At 72.5% G+C, this 16159-nt stretch carries 19 protein-coding genes; 12 read left to right on the forward strand and 7 right to left on the reverse strand.

The window, feature by feature from the left end; all coding sequences use genetic code 11:
- Positions 1-3: 3 nt before the first annotated feature.
- On the forward strand, positions 4-666 hold the full coding sequence (locus tag AB0C15_RS13495; RefSeq protein ID WP_357351722.1) for a hypothetical protein: 663 nt from the start codon (positions 4-6) through the stop codon (positions 664-666).
- A gap of 46 nt (positions 667-712) precedes the next feature.
- On the opposite strand, the gene AB0C15_RS13500 is transcribed toward AB0C15_RS13495, so the two are convergent.
- On the reverse strand, positions 713-904 hold the full coding sequence (locus tag AB0C15_RS13500; protein WP_053655860.1) for a DUF5703 family protein: 192 nt from the start codon (positions 902-904) through the stop codon (positions 713-715).
- A 397-nt stretch (positions 905-1301) separates the two neighbouring features.
- Between AB0C15_RS13500 and AB0C15_RS13505 the strand changes: the two genes are divergently transcribed.
- Positions 1302-1424, forward strand: a complete 123-nt coding sequence (locus AB0C15_RS13505) for a hypothetical protein (protein WP_357351520.1) — start codon at positions 1302-1304, stop codon at positions 1422-1424.
- Positions 1425-1524: 100 nt separating this feature from the next.
- On the opposite strand, the gene AB0C15_RS13510 is transcribed toward AB0C15_RS13505, so the two are convergent.
- Positions 1525-2607: an SseB family protein gene (locus AB0C15_RS13510; protein ID WP_357351522.1), complete on the reverse strand. Its 1083-nt coding sequence runs from the start codon at positions 2605-2607 to the stop codon at positions 1525-1527.
- Positions 2604-3023: a YbaB/EbfC family nucleoid-associated protein gene (locus tag AB0C15_RS13515; protein ID WP_357351523.1), complete on the reverse strand. Its 420-nt coding sequence runs from the start codon at positions 3021-3023 to the stop codon at positions 2604-2606. Before AB0C15_RS13515 ends, AB0C15_RS13510 begins: the two co-directional genes overlap by 4 nt.
- Positions 3024-3115: 92 nt before the next feature.
- On the opposite strand from AB0C15_RS13515, the gene AB0C15_RS13520 reads away from it, so the two are divergent.
- Genes AB0C15_RS13520 through AB0C15_RS13530 form a run of 3 tightly spaced genes read left to right on the forward strand, consistent with a single transcriptional unit; the run spans position 3116 to position 5427 of the window.
- Complete coding sequence (locus tag AB0C15_RS13520) at positions 3116-3448, forward strand: hypothetical protein (RefSeq protein ID WP_357351525.1); 333 nt, start codon at positions 3116-3118, stop codon at positions 3446-3448.
- Positions 3445-4506, forward strand: coding sequence for a WXG100 family type VII secretion target (locus tag AB0C15_RS13525; RefSeq protein ID WP_357351527.1), 1062 nt, complete (start codon positions 3445-3447; stop codon positions 4504-4506). The genes AB0C15_RS13520 and AB0C15_RS13525 overlap by 4 nt, the downstream gene beginning before the upstream one ends.
- 15 nt (positions 4507-4521) lie before the next feature.
- Entirely contained in the window at positions 4522-5427 is a 906-nt protein-coding gene (locus AB0C15_RS13530) for a hypothetical protein (protein WP_357351529.1), read from the forward strand.
- A gap of 86 nt (positions 5428-5513) precedes the next feature.
- Here AB0C15_RS13530 and AB0C15_RS13535 read toward each other — a convergent pair whose 3' ends face one another.
- Entirely contained in the window at positions 5514-6422 is a 909-nt protein-coding gene (locus AB0C15_RS13535) for an oxidoreductase (protein ID WP_357351531.1), read from the reverse strand.
- Between the two features lie 81 nt (positions 6423-6503).
- Here AB0C15_RS13535 and AB0C15_RS13540 point away from each other — a divergent pair, with 81 nt between their 5' ends.
- Positions 6504-7055 carry a helix-turn-helix domain-containing protein gene (locus tag AB0C15_RS13540; protein ID WP_357351533.1) on the forward strand — a complete coding sequence of 184 codons (552 nt, stop codon included), beginning with the start codon at positions 6504-6506 and terminating at the stop codon, positions 7053-7055.
- Here the strand turns inward: AB0C15_RS13540 and AB0C15_RS13545 are convergent.
- On the reverse strand, positions 7034-8005 hold the full coding sequence (locus tag AB0C15_RS13545) for an aldo/keto reductase (RefSeq protein ID WP_357351535.1): 972 nt from the start codon (positions 8003-8005) through the stop codon (positions 7034-7036). The genes AB0C15_RS13540 and AB0C15_RS13545 overlap by 22 nt on opposite strands.
- Before the next feature lie 186 nt (positions 8006-8191).
- Between AB0C15_RS13545 and AB0C15_RS13550 the strand changes: the two genes are divergently transcribed.
- The 6 genes from AB0C15_RS13550 to mshC all read left to right on the forward strand — a co-directional run bounded on the left by AB0C15_RS13550 (position 8192) and on the right by mshC (position 13722).
- Positions 8192-9244: an LLM class F420-dependent oxidoreductase gene (locus AB0C15_RS13550; RefSeq protein WP_357351537.1), complete on the forward strand. Its 1053-nt coding sequence runs from the start codon at positions 8192-8194 to the stop codon at positions 9242-9244.
- Positions 9241-10077: an undecaprenyl-diphosphate phosphatase gene (locus tag AB0C15_RS13555; RefSeq protein WP_357351539.1), complete on the forward strand. Its 837-nt coding sequence runs from the start codon at positions 9241-9243 to the stop codon at positions 10075-10077. Before AB0C15_RS13550 ends, AB0C15_RS13555 begins: the two co-directional genes overlap by 4 nt.
- A 93-nt stretch (positions 10078-10170) precedes the next feature.
- Entirely contained in the window at positions 10171-10884 is a 714-nt protein-coding gene (locus AB0C15_RS13560; RefSeq protein WP_357351541.1) for an MSMEG_4193 family putative phosphomutase, read from the forward strand.
- Positions 10885-11020: 136 nt separating this feature from the next.
- The gene (locus AB0C15_RS13565) at positions 11021-11602 is read left to right on the forward strand and encodes a DUF3090 domain-containing protein (protein WP_357351543.1); all 582 of its coding nucleotides are present in this window, start codon (positions 11021-11023) and stop codon (positions 11600-11602) included.
- Positions 11599-12417, forward strand: a complete 819-nt coding sequence (locus AB0C15_RS13570) for an SCO1664 family protein (protein ID WP_357351545.1) — start codon at positions 11599-11601, stop codon at positions 12415-12417. Before AB0C15_RS13565 ends, AB0C15_RS13570 begins: the two co-directional genes overlap by 4 nt.
- A gap of 66 nt (positions 12418-12483) precedes the next feature.
- Positions 12484-13722, forward strand: a complete 1239-nt coding sequence (mshC, locus tag AB0C15_RS13575) for a cysteine--1-D-myo-inosityl 2-amino-2-deoxy-alpha-D-glucopyranoside ligase (protein ID WP_357351547.1) — start codon at positions 12484-12486, stop codon at positions 13720-13722.
- Positions 13723-14133: 411 nt separating this feature from the next.
- Here mshC and AB0C15_RS13580 read toward each other — a convergent pair whose 3' ends face one another.
- Positions 14134-14925, reverse strand: a complete 792-nt coding sequence (locus AB0C15_RS13580) for a GntR family transcriptional regulator (RefSeq protein WP_357351724.1) — start codon at positions 14923-14925, stop codon at positions 14134-14136.
- 122 nt (positions 14926-15047) lie between these two features.
- Positions 15048-15917 (reverse strand): PAC2 family protein, encoded by an 870-nt coding sequence (locus AB0C15_RS13585; RefSeq protein WP_278139358.1) that lies wholly within the window; start codon positions 15915-15917, stop codon positions 15048-15050.
- Positions 15918-16159: the final 242 nt, after the last annotated feature.

Consider the following 16159-nt stretch of genomic DNA (forward strand, 5'->3'; position numbering starts at 1 on the left):
CACATGACCGACCAGAATGGTGAGCTGGACGCCGCTCTCGAGCGGGTGATCGAAGCGGCCCGCCACCACCTGGCTGCCGTACGCGCCGCACAGGGCCGCGTCGACGACGACGACGTCTGGCAGGCGTACGTGGCGTTGAACAACGCCTCCTTCGCGTACGACGAGCGACTGCTCGACGCCTTCGGCGAGGTGACGCCGTGGGACGTCGACTCCATCGACCCGGACGAGGCCGACGAGCGTTTCGGCGGCGGCGAGGGAGCCGAGGCCAGCGACCCGCACCCCCGGGTGATCTCGGTGCGCCAGCGTCGTGACTACCGGGTGCCGAGCGTCGCCGCGCTGCTGCGGGTGGCCGAGGCGGCCCGCCGCGAAGGCACCCCCGAGGACGACGAGCCGGCGCCGGTGGAGGGCGTCGGCGAGGCGGTGCTGGAGCTGCTGCAGAGCGGCGACGGCTCGCTCGGCGCGTTGGACGTCCCCGAGTTGGAACCACTCGACGGGGTGGTCATGGTCAGCGAGGTCGGCACCCCTGTCGACCTGGAGTCGTTCGACGACGACGACGCGGTCGGCCCGTTCCAGCCGGCGGTCGACGACCGGCTGGTCGGCCGGCTCGACGAGCACCCGTTCCTGGAGCTCGACGACGACCACGACCACGCCGGGCACCAGCACTAGGGCCCGCGTGCGCCCGGGGCCCCACGCGGGCCCCGGGCCACGGCGCTCAGTACGACAGGCCCGGCTGCGGCTGGTTGACCCGCCGCCGCCGCAGCACCACCTGGCGCGTGCCGTCCCGGAACAGCCGTACCCGGGCCAACTCCCACCCGGAGAACTCCGCCTGGATCGCCAACTGCGCCGCGGCGGTCAACCGGTCGACGTTCGGCGGCAACCGCAGCGGCGCGTACTCGTAGTCCATGCCACCCATGCTGCCCAGCCCAGCGGCCATTCGCCACCCCCTCCAGGGTGACCAACAACGCCACCAAGCCCGCCCAGTGCCACCCCGCGCGTCCCCACCGCGCCCTCGCCGCGCCCTCGCCGCGCCGCGCTCTCACCGCGCCGCGCTCTCACCGCGCCGCGCCCTCACCGCGCCCCGCCGAGCCGCGGCCCGCCGCGCCGCGCTCTCACCGCGCCCCGCCGCGCCCTCACCGCACCGATCTTGCACTTTCTGTGGCGACAAAAGCCGCGTATACAAACATAACGTCAACCGAAACCGCAAGATCGACGCACGGAGCCGACAAGCGAGCCTTCCGGTGGCCTCGAAGCCCACTCGCGGCACCTGTCAGTCCGCAGGTTTCGTCGATCAAGGAGTTGTGGTGGGGGATGAAAGGTTCGATCTGGGTCAGATCAGGCACCACAACTCCATGATCGACGGGGTGGACGGGGTGGACGGGGTGGACGGGGCGGTGGCGCTTAGCTGGGCGGTGGGGCAGCGCTAGGTGAGGGGCTCGGGCTGGTGAAGGGCTCGGGCTGGGTGAGGGCTCGGGCTGGGCTGGGGTGAGGGGCTTGCGCTGGGCTGGGGCTGGGGCGGCCGTGGGGTCAGAGGGTGGGGAGGTTCGCTGTCAGGAGGGCGGCCAGCGCTGGGGCGGTAAGCGTTAGCGCCTGAGGGCTGCCCGGGTCGACTGCCAGACCCCAGGAGGGGTCCGGCCAGTCCTCCAGCAGCTCGGAGCAGGGCAGGGCGATGAACGGCACCCCGTCTCCGGTGAACGCGCCGAGCGCCACCGGTGAGGTGAAGACCGGCAGCAGCGGCGCGCCTGTCGCGTCGTTGAGCACCGACCATGGGAAGTCGGCATCCGGCGACGGCTCCCCGGCCAGCGGGACGCACACCGTGGCGGCGGCCAGCGCGGCGAGGTAGCCAGGCAGGTCACGGCGCTTGCCGGCCGTGGCGAGCGCCGCCACCACCGCCGCCTCCGCACCCCCGTCCGGTGCACCCCCGTCCGGTGCGGTCCCGTCCTCCGCGGCCCCGTCCGGTGCGGTCCCGTCCGCTGCGGTCCCAGCTGGTGTTGCCCGGGCGGGTGTGGCCCCGTCCGGCGCGGTCCCATCCGGTGTCGCCCCGGCGGGTCTGGCCCCGGCCGGTGTCGCCCCGGCGGGTCTGGCCCCGGCCGGTGTCGCCCCGGCGGGTCTGGCCCCGCCCGGTGCCGGCCGGTCGGCAGCCGTTCGCGCTGGCGGCCCAGGGAGCACGGCCGGTGGCAGGAGCGGACCAGGGCGCTGCCCGAGGTCGGGGCGCTGCCCGAGGTCGGGGCGCGGCTCTGGGGCGGTGCGGGGCTCGGGCGCCGGCAGTGCGGCAGCCGGCAGTGCCCGGCAGGAGAGCGCGCCGGGCTCGTCGGTCAACACCTCGGCGGCGGTACGGGTCACGAACGCACTGAGCCGCTCGACCTGCTCCGGGGTGCGCGGTGCCTCGTACCACCAGCCCTCGTCGCCGGTCGGACGGTGCCAGCCGAGCGCGGCCAGGCGTGCCTCGTCGTGGCCGGGGCAGACCACCCGCACCACCTGGCGGCGCACCAGCAGTCGGATCCCGCGCGGACCGGCGGAGAGTTCCAGGTCGGTGTCCCGGTCGCAGCGGGCGACGGTGTCCCGCAGCCGGGCGGCGATCTCCGGCCAGGTCGGGGACGGTGACGTCACGCCGGTGCGCCCGGCAGGCGGTCGTCCAGCCGCCCGAGCCGGGCCACGGTCTCCTCCAGGCGGCCCAGCGCCGAGAAGTCCCCGGGTGTGCCGAACAGGTCGCCGAGCCCCTTGCCGAGCGCCACGTCAAGCCCTTCGGTGTGCTCGTCGACGTGCGTGGCGGCGACCTCCCGAGCCCGCCGGTACGCGTCGAGGACCAACTCGGCCACGCCCTCCGTGCCGGCGCGCAGGGCGGCGGGCGCGAGGGTGAGACCGGTGAGCGCGCCGGTGGCGTCGACGGTCGCCGAGACCAGCCCGCTCTCGTCGACCGCGGTGCCGGACAACTCGGCCAGGTCGTCGCGGAGACCCGCGAACCGGCGCTCGATGTCGGCGATCCGCCCGGTGAGCGCGTCGAACGCCGAGGACGGGTCCGTCATGAGATTCCTCCCCGTGAATCGTGCGACCGGGTGGTGCCCGGCAGCCGGGAGATCGTATCGTCGGTTCGCGCGACTCATGGGGGAGGAACGGCATGCCGCCGGATATCGATGTCGACGTGCAGGTGGTCCGTCGACTGGAGACAGCCGCCAGACAGGTTGCCAGCTCGCTCGCGGCGCTGGAGAGTCAGATCGTGTCGGCCGGCGACGTGCCGTCGGACGCGTTCGGTCACCTGCCGTTCGCGAGCGACATGCTCCGCGACAAGTACGCCGAGCAGGTCACCGGCGGTAAGGAGCTGTTCGCCGCCGCGAACGCGGCCTTCGGGCGGGTCGCCACGGCGCTCGCCGACACCGCCGAGGCGTACGAGCTCAACGAGCGGGACCTCGACGCCGGGTTCAAGGCCATCCAGTCGGGGCTGCCCGGATGAGCGGCCCCGCCGGCAGCGCCGTCCAGCTCTGGAACGGCCTGGACAACGCGCTGTCCGGGGTGGAGGACGCCGTCAACAGCGTCTGCCGGACCCTGGCCTGGCCACTCATCCAGCTCGTCGACCTCGTCGACGGCGAGCCCGCCGTGCTGCGCGCGAAGGCCGCCGAGTGGGACGCGCTGGCCGCGCAGGTGCGCGACCTGGCGCAGGGCCACCGCGGGACCAGGGAGTCCGCGCAGGCCGGGTGGCGCTCACCGTCCGGTGTGGCGTACGGCCAGCGGTTGGCCGAGGTGGAGCAGCAGCTCCTCGACGTCGCCGAGCAGTTCGCCGCGACCGCCGAGTACCTGCGCAGCGTCGCCGACGGTCTGCAGACCGTGCACGACGTGCTCGTGGACATCTGCGTGGAGTTCGTGAACTTCCTTCTGGTGACGCTGGTGACGGCGTTGCTGATGGCGCCGGTCACGATGGGTGCGTCCTGGGCCGCCGGCGTGGGTCTGGCCGTCACCAGGGGCCTGATCGTGGTCACCCGGATGCTGAAGGTCATCCGCCCACTGGCGGTGCACCTGCAGAAGGTCATCCGCCTGCTCCAACGGGTCCTGCTCTATCTGCGCAAGCTGCGGGCACACCTGGACAAGCTGGTCGACATGCAGAAGGGGCTGCGCGCCGGCAAGAAGTACGCCGACAAGCGCCGCGCCGCCGGCAAGCTCGACAAGTGGCACCACAAGTTCCTCGACCCCACCAAGGGCACCTACAAGCTGGGCAAGTCGGGTTCCCCGTTCGACATGGGCGCCCTCGACCGGGCCGCCGCGCTGCGGGCGCACGGCGTCGCCGACGGTGCCCGGGTGATCGCCCGGGACTGGGCGACGCACCTGCCGTGGAACGTGCCGAACTCGGTCGTCCACGGGGTCACCTGGGGGACCGTCGCGTTGACCACCGGGCTCTCCGTTCCCGGCAGTGAACAGGTCGGTGACCAGATCAACGAGGCGGTGCGGGGCGGCGCGGACTGGGTCGACCAGAATGTCTTCGGGCAGCCGCCGGCGGAGCAGCCGGCGGGCCGCTAGGGGGGGCGACGGGTGATGGCAGGGGAGCGGGGCCGGCTGGGCCGGTTCACCGACGCGGTGCTCGGCGGCGCGCGGGCCGCCCGGGACAAGGCCTGTGAGCTGCGCGACGAGTTCCGTACCAGCGACGACCCGGAGCGCGCCTTGGTGGCGCCGCTGCTCGAGGGGCAGGATCTTCGCTACGTGGGGCTCGCGCCGGTGCGCATGTCGCAGACCCACCGGGCCGGTCGCCAGCTCGCCGACGAGGTGGGCGACGAGCTGGCCGACGCGCTCGACCCGAAGGCGTTGTTCGGGCTGCTCAACATCATCAACCCGGTGGTCTGGGTGGACGCCGTGCTGACGCCGGTGCGGCTGGCCGCGGGTGTGTTGCTGCTGCCGGGCAGGGCCGCTGCCGTCGCGGCCGGGGTGCCGGAGTCAGCCGCGCCGGAACCGGGCCTGCCGCAGCAACCCGCGCAGCGGGAGCCGATCCCGCTCACCGAGGAGCAGGAGGCGTTCCGGGCGCTGTTCCGGCTGAGCCGGTACCGTCCGCTGGCCGAGCAGCTCGCCGAGATCGCCTACCGCCGCCGGTACGTCTTCAGCGGCGACCTCGCCACCCTCGCCGGCAGCCTGCTGCTCTTCCTGGAGCGCTACAGCGGCACCCCGCTGGCGGTGACCGACACCCACCTGCACCTGCTGCGGATGGGGCCCCGCCCGGACGCCGACCGGCCCGACCGGCGGCAACCGCGGGTGCTGTGGAGTGTGCGCCGCGACCGGGTGGCCCGGGTCGACTCCGAGCGGGGCGCGAGCGGGCTGGTGCAGCTCGCCTCCACCGTCGTGTTCGACGACGGGTCGTGGATCCGGCTCACCCAGCCCGCGCTTCGCGACGACCAGTCGCGCTTCCTGACCGCGATCCAGGACCTCCCCGGCCAACGCCCGACGCCGTGACCGGGCGGGCGGGGGCGGCGGTGACCCGGCGCAGGCACACGGTCGTCGCAACACTGCTGGTTAGCGATCCATCGCTGAGGAACAGATCAGTGCGCGGCCTGGGTGGGTAAGGGGTAGACGACGCCTGTCGCCATTTCGGACATCGCCCACAGTCGGCGTCGGGCGGCCGGGTCGCAGGCACGTTCCGGCGCCCGGTGTGCTTCGGGGGCGCCCTTGAACTGCCCGGGACCGCCCGGTCCGTAGTACTCGCCGCCGACGGCCTGCGGGTCGGTAGCCGCTCGGAGTACCGACAGTGCACCGGCCCGCGCCGGCTGGGTGAACAGCCACCCGAGTGTCGCGTTGGCCACCCGGAATCCTGCCGACGCGTCACGAAACAGGCTGGTGCGCGCTCCACCCGGGTGGGCCGCGAGGCTGATCGTCGATGAGTCGGCCGCGGCGAGTCGATGCTGCAGTTCGAACGCGAACAGCAAGTTGGCGAGTTTCGAGGCGTTGTAGGCCGTCGTTGGCCGGTACCCGTCGAGGCTCCTGGGGTCGAGGGCCGTGACGGAGCCTGCCGCTGCCGCCTTGCTGCTGACCGTGACGATCCGTCCGGCCGGTGATCGCTCAAGCATGTCGAGGAGCAGGCCGGTCAGCGCGAAGTGGCCGAGGTGGTTGACTCCCATCTGAGACTCGAAGCCGTCCTCGGTGCGCTGTGCCGGCTGCCACCACAGGCCGGCGTTGTTGATCAGGATGTCGAGCCGCTCGAAGCGCTCGTGGAGGTCGCCTGCCGCTTGCCGCACGCTGTGCAGGCTGGCGAGTTCGAGTGCGAGGACGCTGCCTGTGCCGGGTAACGCACGCACGGCCTCCGCACCGCGTTCCGCGTCGCGAGCGCCGATCACCACGTGGGCTCCTCGTGCGCTCAGAGCCGTTGCCGTTTCCAGGCCGATGCCGGCGGTGGCTCCGGTCACCAGCGCGGTGGTGCCGTCGAGCCGGGGGATGTCGCGCGCACTCCACATGGCGTCTCCTATAATCGGAACGGTCGCCCCGTTTGACTATACGGAACGGCCGCCCCGCTTGTCGACAGGCCGGAGGACTCCATGCGTGCCGATGCTCGCCGCAATCGCCAGAGCGTGCTGAGCGCTGCCTACGAGGTCCTGGCCACCGAGGGCCTGGGCGTGCCGATCGACGAAATCGCCCGCCGCGCAGGCGTCGGCGCCGGCACCGTCTATCGGCACTTCCCGACCAAGGAGTCCCTTATCCAGGCCGTGGTGCTCGACCGCCTCCACGCCCTGACCGACAAGGCCCGTTCCGGCATCGACTTCGCCGAGTTCTTCACCGTCATGGTGGAGGCCGGCGTCACCAATCGCGCCATCGCGGATGTGCTGGCCAGCGGCGGCTACCGGATACCCGCCGACGCTGACGCCGCCCTCAACGCAGCCTTCGCCGAACTCCTCGACCAGGCGCAGCAACGCGGAACCATCCGTGCGGACATCACCCCCGACGACATCAACGCTCTCGTGGTCGGCTGCGTCGCGACCGCGCGCCACCGCGGCTGCACAGACCTCGTTCAGATCGTCGTCGCCGGCCTGAGCCCGGTGCGCGGTGCCGGCCGTGAACCTGCCGGCGGTCAGCCGTCGCGTTCGGGGTAGCCGACCGGCACCCCGGAGACGTCGTCGAGCGCGGTGGTGATCTCCTCGGGCAGGGTGATCCGTTCCACCTGGAGCGCCCCGAGCAACTGACCCACCGTGCGCGCGCCGAGGATCGGCGCGGTCACACCGGGTCGGTCCCGGATCCACGCCAACGCCACCTCCAGCGGCGACACCCCCAGCCCGCCGGCCGCGGTCGCCACCGCCTCCACGATGCTGGAGCAGCGCGGCTCCAGGTAGGTGGAGACGAACCGCTCGAAGTGCGGCGACGCGGCCCGGGAGTCACCCGGACGGCCGTGCCGGTACTTGCCGGTGAGCACGCCCCGACCCAGCGGCGACCAGGGCAGCACGCCCAGACCGAGCGCGTCGCACGCCGGCAGCACCTCCCGCTCCACGCCCCGCTCCAGCAGCGAGTACTCCACCTGGGACGCGACCACCGGCGCCCGCCCCGGCCAGGCGGTTTGCCAGGCGGCGGCCCGCGCGGTCTGCCAGCCGGAGAAGTTGGACACCCCCACGTAGCGGACCTTTCCGCTTGCCACCGCATGGTCCAGGGCGGCCAGGGTCTCCTCCAGGGGGGTGTCCGGGTCGTACCCGTGCACCTGGAACAGGTCGACGTGGTCGGTGCCGAGCCGGCGCAGCGACGCGTCCAACGTGCGCAGCAGATGCCCCCGGGAGCCGTCGCGGCGTCGGCCACTGCCCGGACGCAACCCGGCCTTGGTGGCGATCAGCAGCTCCTCGCGGGGGACGAGGGAGCCCAGCAGGGAGCCGATCACCGACTCGGCGTCGCCGTCGCCGTACACGTCGGCGGTGTCGATGAGGTTGCCGCCCGCGTCCAGGTAACTCTTGAGCTGAGCGGCCGCGTCATCGGCGTCGGTGTCCCGGCCCCAGGTCATGGTGCCGAGCGCGAGCCGGGAAACCGCCAGCCCGCTTCGGCCGAGCGGTCGCTGTTGCATGGGTGAACCTTATTTGCAACCTGCCGCCACCGATATCCTCGCTCCCGTATCTCTGCCGGTTCTGCCGGTTCCGCCGTCCCGGGCTGCCCCGATGGAGGGGGGATCAAAGGTGTCGAGCCGGTGATCGAGTCCGTTATCGGCATTGCGTAACCTGGGGCGACCTGTGCCACGGATGGGGGAGGACCAGTGCGACTCGGGCTCAGTCTCGGATACCAGACGGCGTGGAGCACACCTGCCGACCACCTGGCGCTGGCCCAGGAGGCGGACCGGCTCGGCTACTCGGTGGTGTGGGCGGCGGAGGCGTACGGCTCCGACTCACCGAGCATGCTGGCCTGGATGGCCGGGCAGACCGAACGGATCGACGTCGGCGCCGCGGTGATGCAGATCCCCGCCCGTACGCCGGCGTCCACCGCCATGACCGCCGCCACCATCGACGCGCTCTCCGGCGGCCGGTTCCGGCTCGGTCTGGGCGTCTCCGGTCCGCAGGTGTCCGAGGGTTGGCACGGCGTACGGTTCGCCAAGCCGCTGGCCCGGACCCGCGAGTTCGTCGACATCGTCAAGCTCGCCATCGCCCGCAAGGAGGTGGCGTACGACGGCGAGCACTACACGCTGCCGCTGCCGGACGGCCCGGGCAAGGCCCTGCGACTGGGCTTCCATCCACCCCGCGAACACATACCTATCTACCTGGCCGCGGTCGGCCCGAAGAACCTGGAGCTGGCCGGCGAGATCGCCGACGGTTGGCTGGCGGTCTTCTACGCCCCGGAGTTCGCCGAGGAGCAGCTCGCCTCGGTCCGCGCCGGCCGCGCCAAGGTCGGCAAGGAGTTGGCCGGGTTCGACGTGGTGCCGTCGGTGCCCGTGGTGATCGGCGACGACGTGGCGTCCTGCGCCGAGCTTGTCCGCTGGTACGCCGCGCTCTACGTGGGCGGTATGGGCAGCCGGCAGCAGAACTTCTACAACCAGCTCGCCACCCGGATGGGCTACGGCGACGCCGCCCGTGAGGTGCAGGACCTGTACCTGGCCAAGCGGCAGCGCGACGCCGCGGCCGCCGTACCGATGGAGTTCATCGACCGCACCTCGCTGCTGGGCCCGAAGGAGCGCATCGCCGAGCGGATGCGGGAGTACGCCGCCGCCGGCGTCACCACGCTGTCGGTGACCCTCTTCGTGGCCGACCGGGACAGCGGTGTGCAGACCCTGCGTACCGTCGCCGAGGCTCTCGACCTGTCCGGAGTCGGCGAGTGACCTGGATCGAGGCCATCGTCCTGGGCATCGTCCAGGGGCTGACCGAGTTCCTCCCGGTCAGCTCGTCGGGGCATCTGCGGATCACCTCGGCGATCTTCTTCGACCAGGACGCCGGCGCGTCGTTCACCGCGGTCACCCAGCTCGGCACCGAAGCGGCAGTGCTGATCTACTTCGCGAAGGACATCTGGCGGATCACCCGGACCTGGCTGGTGGGCATCCGGGACACGTCGGTCCGCTCCAGCCTCGACTACCGGATGGGCTGGTACGTGATCGTCGGCTCGATCCCCATCGGGCTCTTCGGTTTCCTCTTCAAGGACCAGATCAAGACCGCCGGGCGCAACCTGTGGGTGGTGGCGACCACGCTTATCGTGTTCGCGTTCGTGCTGGCCTTCGCCGAGTACTGGGGGCGGCAGACCCGCACCCTGGAGAACTTCCGGATGAAGGACGGCATCGTGATGGGCTTCGCCCAGGCCATGGCGCTGGTCCCCGGGGTGTCCCGCTCCGGTGGCACGCTCACCGCCGGCCTGCTGCTCAACCTGACCCGGGAGGCGGCGGCGCGGTACTCGTTCCTGCTGGCCATCCCGGCGGTGGTGATGTCCGGCGTGTTCAGCCTCGGTGACGTCTTCGAACCGTCCGCCCCGGGCACGTCCGTACCCACCGTGGCCCAGACGATCGTGGCCACCGCCATCGCCTTCGGCGTCGGTTACGCGGCCATCGCCTGGTTGCTGCGCTACGTCGCCCACCACACCCTGTACGTCTTCGTGCTGTACCGGGTCGCGCTGGGCACCCTGGTCCTGGCCCTGCTGCTGACCGGCACGATCAGCGCCACCTGACCGGCCCTGCCGACGGCCCCCGGTCCCGCCCGCGCGCGGACCCGGGGGCCGTCCGCTGCCCGCGACGGCCCGCCGTCGAGCCCAGGTCATAGGGTGGTCACCGTGGCGACCCTTCTGCTTCTGCGACACGGCCGGACGACCGCGAACGCGGACGGCGGTCTGGCCGGTCGGCAACCGGTCGAACTGGACGACACCGGGCGTGCCCAGGCCAGCGCGGTCGGCGAGCGGTTGCGGGCGGTGCCGCTGGCCGCCGTGGTGACCAGCCCGCTGATCCGCTGCCGGCAGACCCTGGAGCTGGCGCTTCCACAGGCCACCCCGGTGGTCGAGGACGGGTTGATCGAGTGCGACTACGGCAGCTGGGAGGGGCAGCCGCTGAAGAAGCTCGCCAAGGAGCCGCTCTGGCCGGTCGTCCAGCAGCATCCCAGCGCGGTGGTCTTCCCGGACGGTGAGGCGATGGCGGCCATGGCCGCGCGTGCGGTGGCGGCGGTGCGCTCCTGGGACGCCCGGGTGAACGCCGAACACGGGCCCGAGGCGGTCTGGCTGGCGTGCAGCCACGGCGATGTGATCAAGGCCATCGTGGCGGACGCGCTCGGCGTACACCTGGATGCCTTTCAGCGGATCGTGGCCGACCCGGCGTCGGTGACGGCGATCCGGTTCACGCCGCTGCGTCCGTTCGTGGTGCGTCTCAACGACACCGGCGGCGACCTGGCGGCGCTGGTGCCACCGCCGGCGAAGCGGCGTCGGCGCGCGAACCGGGCGGCCGACTCGGACGCGGCCGTCGGCGGCGGGGCGGGTGTGTCACGGTGAGGCGGGTCACGCCAGCGGAGGTCGAAAAGGCCGCCACGCCCGGGTATCGCCCCTGGTACGCCGGGCGCGCCGGCGCTGCGGCGATTCGCGTCGGTGGGGTGCGCGACGCCAGGGCGGGCCGGATAGGGTCGTGGGTATGACCCACCAGGTGCACGCCTTCGAACCGCCGGAGCGGTTCGTCGCCGGGACTGTCGGGCCGCCGGGGGAGCGCACGTTCTTCCTGCAGGCCCGCGGCGGCGGCAGGCTGGTCAGCGTCGCGCTGGAGAAGGTCCAGGTGTCCCTGCTCGCCGAAAAGCTGGAGGAGCTGCTCACCGAGGCGCAGCGTCGCTTCGGGGTGGACCTGCCCGAGCTGGCGCCCGTGATCGGCGACAACGAGCCGCTGGACACTCCCGTCGACGAGGAGTTCCGGGTCGGGACCCTCGGGCTGGCCTTCGACGTCGACACCGCGACCGTGGTGATCGAGGCGATCGCCGCGGGCGAGGTGGAGCCCGAGGTCGAGCTCGGCGATGACGACGACGACGAGGACGACGACGAGGACGAGGAGCCGGACGAGGACCTCGACCGGCTCCGGGTCCGGCTCACCCCGCAGGCCACCCGCCAGTTCATCGAGCGGGCCCGGCGAGTGGTCAACGCGGGCCGGCCACCGTGCCCGCTCTGCGGCCAACCGTTGGACCCCGCCGGGCACCTCTGCCCGCGGCACAACGGTTACCACCGGTGACCTCGTCCGGCCTCCAGCCCCGCCAGGACGGCGACGCCGCGCTGCGGCTGCTGCGTGACGGCGCCCTCGATCTGGAGGGTCGGCTTGTCGACGCGTCGAACACGACGCTGCGCGGCATCCTGACCCTGGACGGTCTGACCGCCCGCTGCGTCTACAAGCCGGTCCGTGGCGAGCGCCCCCTCTGGGACTTCCCCGACGGCACCCTCGCCGGCCGGGAGGTCTCGGCGTACCTGGTCTCCCGGGCCACCGGCTGGGATCTCGTGCCGCCCACCGTGCTGCGCGACGGCCCGTTCGGCCCCGGCTCCTGCCAGCTCTGGATCGACGAGCCGGAGGACGCCGAGGCGCTCGTCGGTTTCCTGCCCGCCGGGGAGCTGCCGCCGCGCTGGATCCCGATCGCCGCCGCCCGGGACGAGGACGGCGCCGACTACGCCCTCGCCCACGCCGACGACCCACGGCTGGCCCGGCTCGCGGTGCTCGACGCGGTGCTCAACAACGCCGACCGCAAGGGCGGTCATGTGCTCGTCGGTCCCGACGACCGGATCTACGGCGTGGACCACGGGGTGAGCTTCCACGTGGAGGACAAGCTGCGCACGGTGCTCTGGGGGTGGGCCGGTAAGCGGCTGCCGGCCGACGCCGTGGAGATGCTCGACGCGCTTGCCGACCAGGTCGCCGGTGCGCTCGGCGCGGAGCTGGCCGACCATCTGACGATCAGCGAGGTGGCCGAGGTGGCCGCCCGGGTCGACCGGCTGCGCGAGACCGGCCGCTTCCCGCAGCCTCCGGAGGACTGGCCGGCGATGCCCTGGCCACCCATGTGACCCGCTGTCATCTTGATCACCCGTGGGGTGCTCCGGCGTCGCCGCCGGGCTGGCTAGGCTGATCCCATGGAGTCTTGGGCGGGACACGAGGTGCCACGGCTGCCGGGCAGGGGCGAGCCACTGGCGTTGTACGACTCGGCGCGGCAGGGCGTCCACCCGAGTGAGCCGGCCGACGCGGGCAGCATGTACGTCTGCGGCATCACCCCGTACGACGCCACCCACCTCGGCCACGCCGCCACCATGATCACGTTCGACCTGGTGCAGCGGATGTGGCGCGACGCTGGCCGTCCGGTGCGCTACGTGCAGAACGTCACCGACATCGACGACCCACTGCTGGAGCGGGCCGCCCGCGACGGCGAGGACTGGGTGGTCCTGGCGATGCGCGAGACGGCGCTGTTCCGGGAGGACATGGAGGCGCTGCGGATCATCCCGCCGGCGCACTACGTGGGCGCGGTCGAGTCGATCCCGGACATCGCCAACAAGGTCGAGGTGCTGCTCAAGGACGGCGCCGCGTACCGGCTGGACGACGGCACCGGCGACGTCTACTTCGACATCTCTGCCACCGGCCGGTTCGGCTACGAGTCGAACCTGACCCGCGAGCAGATGCTGGAGATCTTCCCCGACCGCGGTGGCGACCCCGACCGCGCCGGCAAGCGAGACCCACTGGACCCGCTGCTGTGGCGCGGCGCCCGCGACGGCGAGCCGTCCTGGCCGGGCGGCGAACTGGGCACGGGCCGTCCCGGCTGGCACATCGAGTGCGCGGTCATCGCGCTCAACCTGCTCGGCGACCGGATCGACGTGCAGGGCGGCGGCAACGACCTGCTGTTCCCGCACCACGAGGCCTCCGCCGCGCACGCCGAGCGGCTCACCGGCCAGGCGCCGTTCGCCGAGCACTACGTCCACGCCGGCATGATCGGTCTGGACGGCGAGAAGATGTCCAAGTCCCGCGGCAACCTGGTCTTCGTGTCCCGGCTGCGCGCCGACAAGGTCGACCCGATGGCGATCCGGCTGGCGCTGATCTCCGGGCACTACCGCAGCGACCGCACCTGGACCGACGACCTGCTCACCGCCGCGCACGAGCGCCTGGCCCGTTGGCGGCGGGCCGCCGCCGCGCCCGCCGGGCCGTCCGGGGCTGAGCTGCTGGCCGAGGTACGCGTACGTCTGGCCGACGACCTGGACACCCCCGGCGCCCTGGCGGCGGCGGACCGCTGGGCCGAGTCGACCCTCGCCGGCGCGACTGACGACCCCGAGGCCCCGGCCCTCTTCGCGACCACGATGGACGCCCTCCTCGGCATCCGCCTCTAGCCTCTAGGCACCGGCTCGGCGTCCTGCCCGCCTAGGTGGCTCCTGCGCGCTTGCTTGGCTTCCTGCGCGTTTGGCTGGCGTCGTGCGCGCCTGCTTAGCCCCGCGCGCAAGGCTGGCGTCCTGCGCGCATACTCAGCCCCTACCCGCCCGGCTGGCGTCGATCATGGAGTTGTGGTGGCCGGTATGTGATGCTGCGCCCCTTATACGAGGCACCACAACTCCTTGATCGACGCGCTCCCCGTGCCTCGCCTCGCCGATCTTGCACTTTGTGTCGACGCGAAAGGTGCTAGTCGGGGAAAAGCGGCGACACAAAGTGCAAGATCGCTGAGGCGAGGCACGGGTGAGGCGAGGCCGGGGCGAGGCCGGGGCGGGGCGAGGTAGGTGGGGTGGGGCGAGGCGCGGCGGTAGCCGCTAGCCCAGGACCAGGCCGGGGTCGGGTTCCGGGTCGGGGGTCGGGCCGGGGATCTTGTATTCCTCGGTGAGGGTGGTCATCGGGCCGGGCCAGGTCGCCTGGGACACCTCGATCGGCTTGCGGTGCGCGTCGTACGCGACGTGCAGCAGGTGCAGCACCGGAGTGTCCGGCCGGATCTGGAGGGTCTCGGCTTCCTCCCGGCTCGGCTGGCGGGCGCTGATCGTGTCGGTGGCGGAGACGTAGCGCCGCCCGGTGGCTTCCTCGGCCTCCTGGTAGAGCGGCCGGCCGAACGCCTCGGTGCGCTCCAGTGAGGTGCCGGCGGTGTCGCGGGGCAGGAACCAGGAGGCGCCCACCTCGACGGGGGAGTCGTCGGTGCGGACGAGGTGCCGGCGGCAGAGCAGGCTGGTGCCGTCGGACACGCCGAAGGCGTCGGCGACCTCGGCGGGGGCGGGGGCGGGCCCGACGGAGACGAGCTGCTGCCGGTACCGGGCGGCCAGGTCGGTGTGGTAGCCGCGGAAGCCGCCGTACCGGCCTCGGGAGAGGCGGTTGAGTCGGCGGCGGGTGCCTCGGACGTACGTACCGGAGCCGGGTTTGGTGATCAGGATGCCCTCGACCCGCAGCTGGTCGACGGCGCGTTGCACGGTCTGCTTGGCGACGCCGAACATCTCGGCGATGGCCGGGATGGACGGCAGTCGCTCGCCCGGCCCCCAGTCGCCCCGGCGGACCTGGGCCTTGAGCTGCGCGGCGATCTGTCGGTGCGGGAACTCGGCGGCCCCGGGGTTGATCTGCACACCCGCCTCCTTGATCACATCTAGGTTCCTAGGATGCCCTAGCGGGTGTGACGGCGCTACCCCGGACACGCGGAAAACGGGCCCCCGGACCAGAAGGTCCAGGGGCCCGCAGCGAAACGGTGCTACCAGGAGCCGGCAGTGGGGCCGGCCGAACCGCCCCGGCGGCGCAGGTACTTCTCGAACTCCTGGGCGATCTCGTCACCTGTCAACGGGGTGATGCCCTCGTCGCCGACCCGTTCCTCCAACTCGCGGACGTACTCGCCCAGCTCGGCGTCCTGCTCGGCGGCGCTGCGCACGCGCTGCTCCCACTCGGCGGACTCCTCGGCGAGGTCGGCCATCGGCACCGGCAGGTCGACGACCTCCTCGACCCGGTGCAGCAGGGCGAGGGTGGCCTTCGGGCAGGGCGGGTTGTTGGCGTAGTGCGGCACGTGCACCCAGAACGAGACGGCGTCCACCTCGGCGCGGGAGCAGGCGTCGTGCAGCACGCCGACGATGCCGGTCGGCCCGTCGTACCGGGTGGGGGTGAGCTGGTAACGCTCGGCGGCCTGCGCGTCGGAGGCGCTGCCGCTGATCGGCAGGGGTCGGGTGTACGGCACGTCGGCGAGCAACGCGCCGAGCAGCACCACCCGCTCCACCTCCAGGCTGTGGCAGATCTCCAGCACCTGCTCGCAGAACGTCCGCCAGCGCATGCTCGGCTCGATGCCGCGGATCAGCACCACGTCGCGGTCGGTGCCCTCCGGGCTGGCCACCATGAACCGGGTCGTCGGCCACTCCACCCGCCGGGTCTCCCCGTCGGCCATCGTGATCGTGGGCCGACTGACCTGGAAGTCGTAGAAGTCCTCCGGATCCAGCTCGGCGATCTGCCGCGCGTTCCAGACCTGCTCCAGGTGCTCGACCGCGGCGGTGGACGCGTCGGCGGCGTCATTCCAACCCTCGAACGCGGCGATCGCCACCGGGGACCGCAGCACCGGCAGTCCGTCGAACTCGGTCACGCCGTCACCTCACCCTGCTCGTCGCGGCTGGCGCCGGGACCGCGCCCGGTCGTCACACCGTGTGGCACGGCGGCGTCCCTGTTGTCCTTCACGTCCGTCAGCCTACGTGCAGGGCGAGTGCGCGGCCCGTCGGCCGCGCCGGTCAGCCACTCCGGCAGCAGGTCATACCCGAACGAACCAGACAGGGTGATCCCCGTGACACAATAGGGGATCGCTCGAGGATGGTCGTGGAGTCCCGCCGA

Origin of the sequence: Micromonospora sp. NPDC048835 (assembly GCF_040649995.1) — a bacterium.
GTDB lineage: Bacteria > Actinomycetota > Actinomycetes > Mycobacteriales > Micromonosporaceae > Micromonospora.

Bases quoted from the DNA above. Each gene is read 5' to 3' on its own strand.
- AB0C15_RS13495 (WP_357351722.1), top strand. From the start codon at position 4: ATGACCGACCAGAATGGTGAGCTGGACGCCGCTCTCGAGCGGGTGATC.
- AB0C15_RS13500 (WP_053655860.1), bottom strand. From the start codon at position 904: ATGGACTACGAGTACGCGCCGCTGCGGTTGCCGCCGAACGTCGACCGG.
- AB0C15_RS13515 (WP_357351523.1), bottom strand. From the start codon at position 3,023: ATGACGGACCCGTCCTCGGCGTTCGACGCGCTCACCGGGCGGATCGCC.
- AB0C15_RS13520 (WP_357351525.1), top strand. From the start codon at position 3,116: ATGCCGCCGGATATCGATGTCGACGTGCAGGTGGTCCGTCGACTGGAG.
- AB0C15_RS13525 (WP_357351527.1), top strand. From the start codon at position 3,445: ATGAGCGGCCCCGCCGGCAGCGCCGTCCAGCTCTGGAACGGCCTGGAC.
- AB0C15_RS13530 (WP_357351529.1), top strand. From the start codon at position 4,522: ATGGCAGGGGAGCGGGGCCGGCTGGGCCGGTTCACCGACGCGGTGCTC.
- AB0C15_RS13535 (WP_357351531.1), bottom strand. From the start codon at position 6,422: ATGTGGAGTGCGCGCGACATCCCCCGGCTCGACGGCACCACCGCGCTG.
- AB0C15_RS13540 (WP_357351533.1), top strand. From the start codon at position 6,504: ATGCGTGCCGATGCTCGCCGCAATCGCCAGAGCGTGCTGAGCGCTGCC.
- AB0C15_RS13545 (WP_357351535.1), bottom strand. From the start codon at position 8,005: ATGCAACAGCGACCGCTCGGCCGAAGCGGGCTGGCGGTTTCCCGGCTC.
- AB0C15_RS13565 (WP_357351543.1), top strand. From the start codon at position 11,021: ATGACCCACCAGGTGCACGCCTTCGAACCGCCGGAGCGGTTCGTCGCC.
- mshC (WP_357351547.1), top strand. From the start codon at position 12,484: ATGGAGTCTTGGGCGGGACACGAGGTGCCACGGCTGCCGGGCAGGGGC.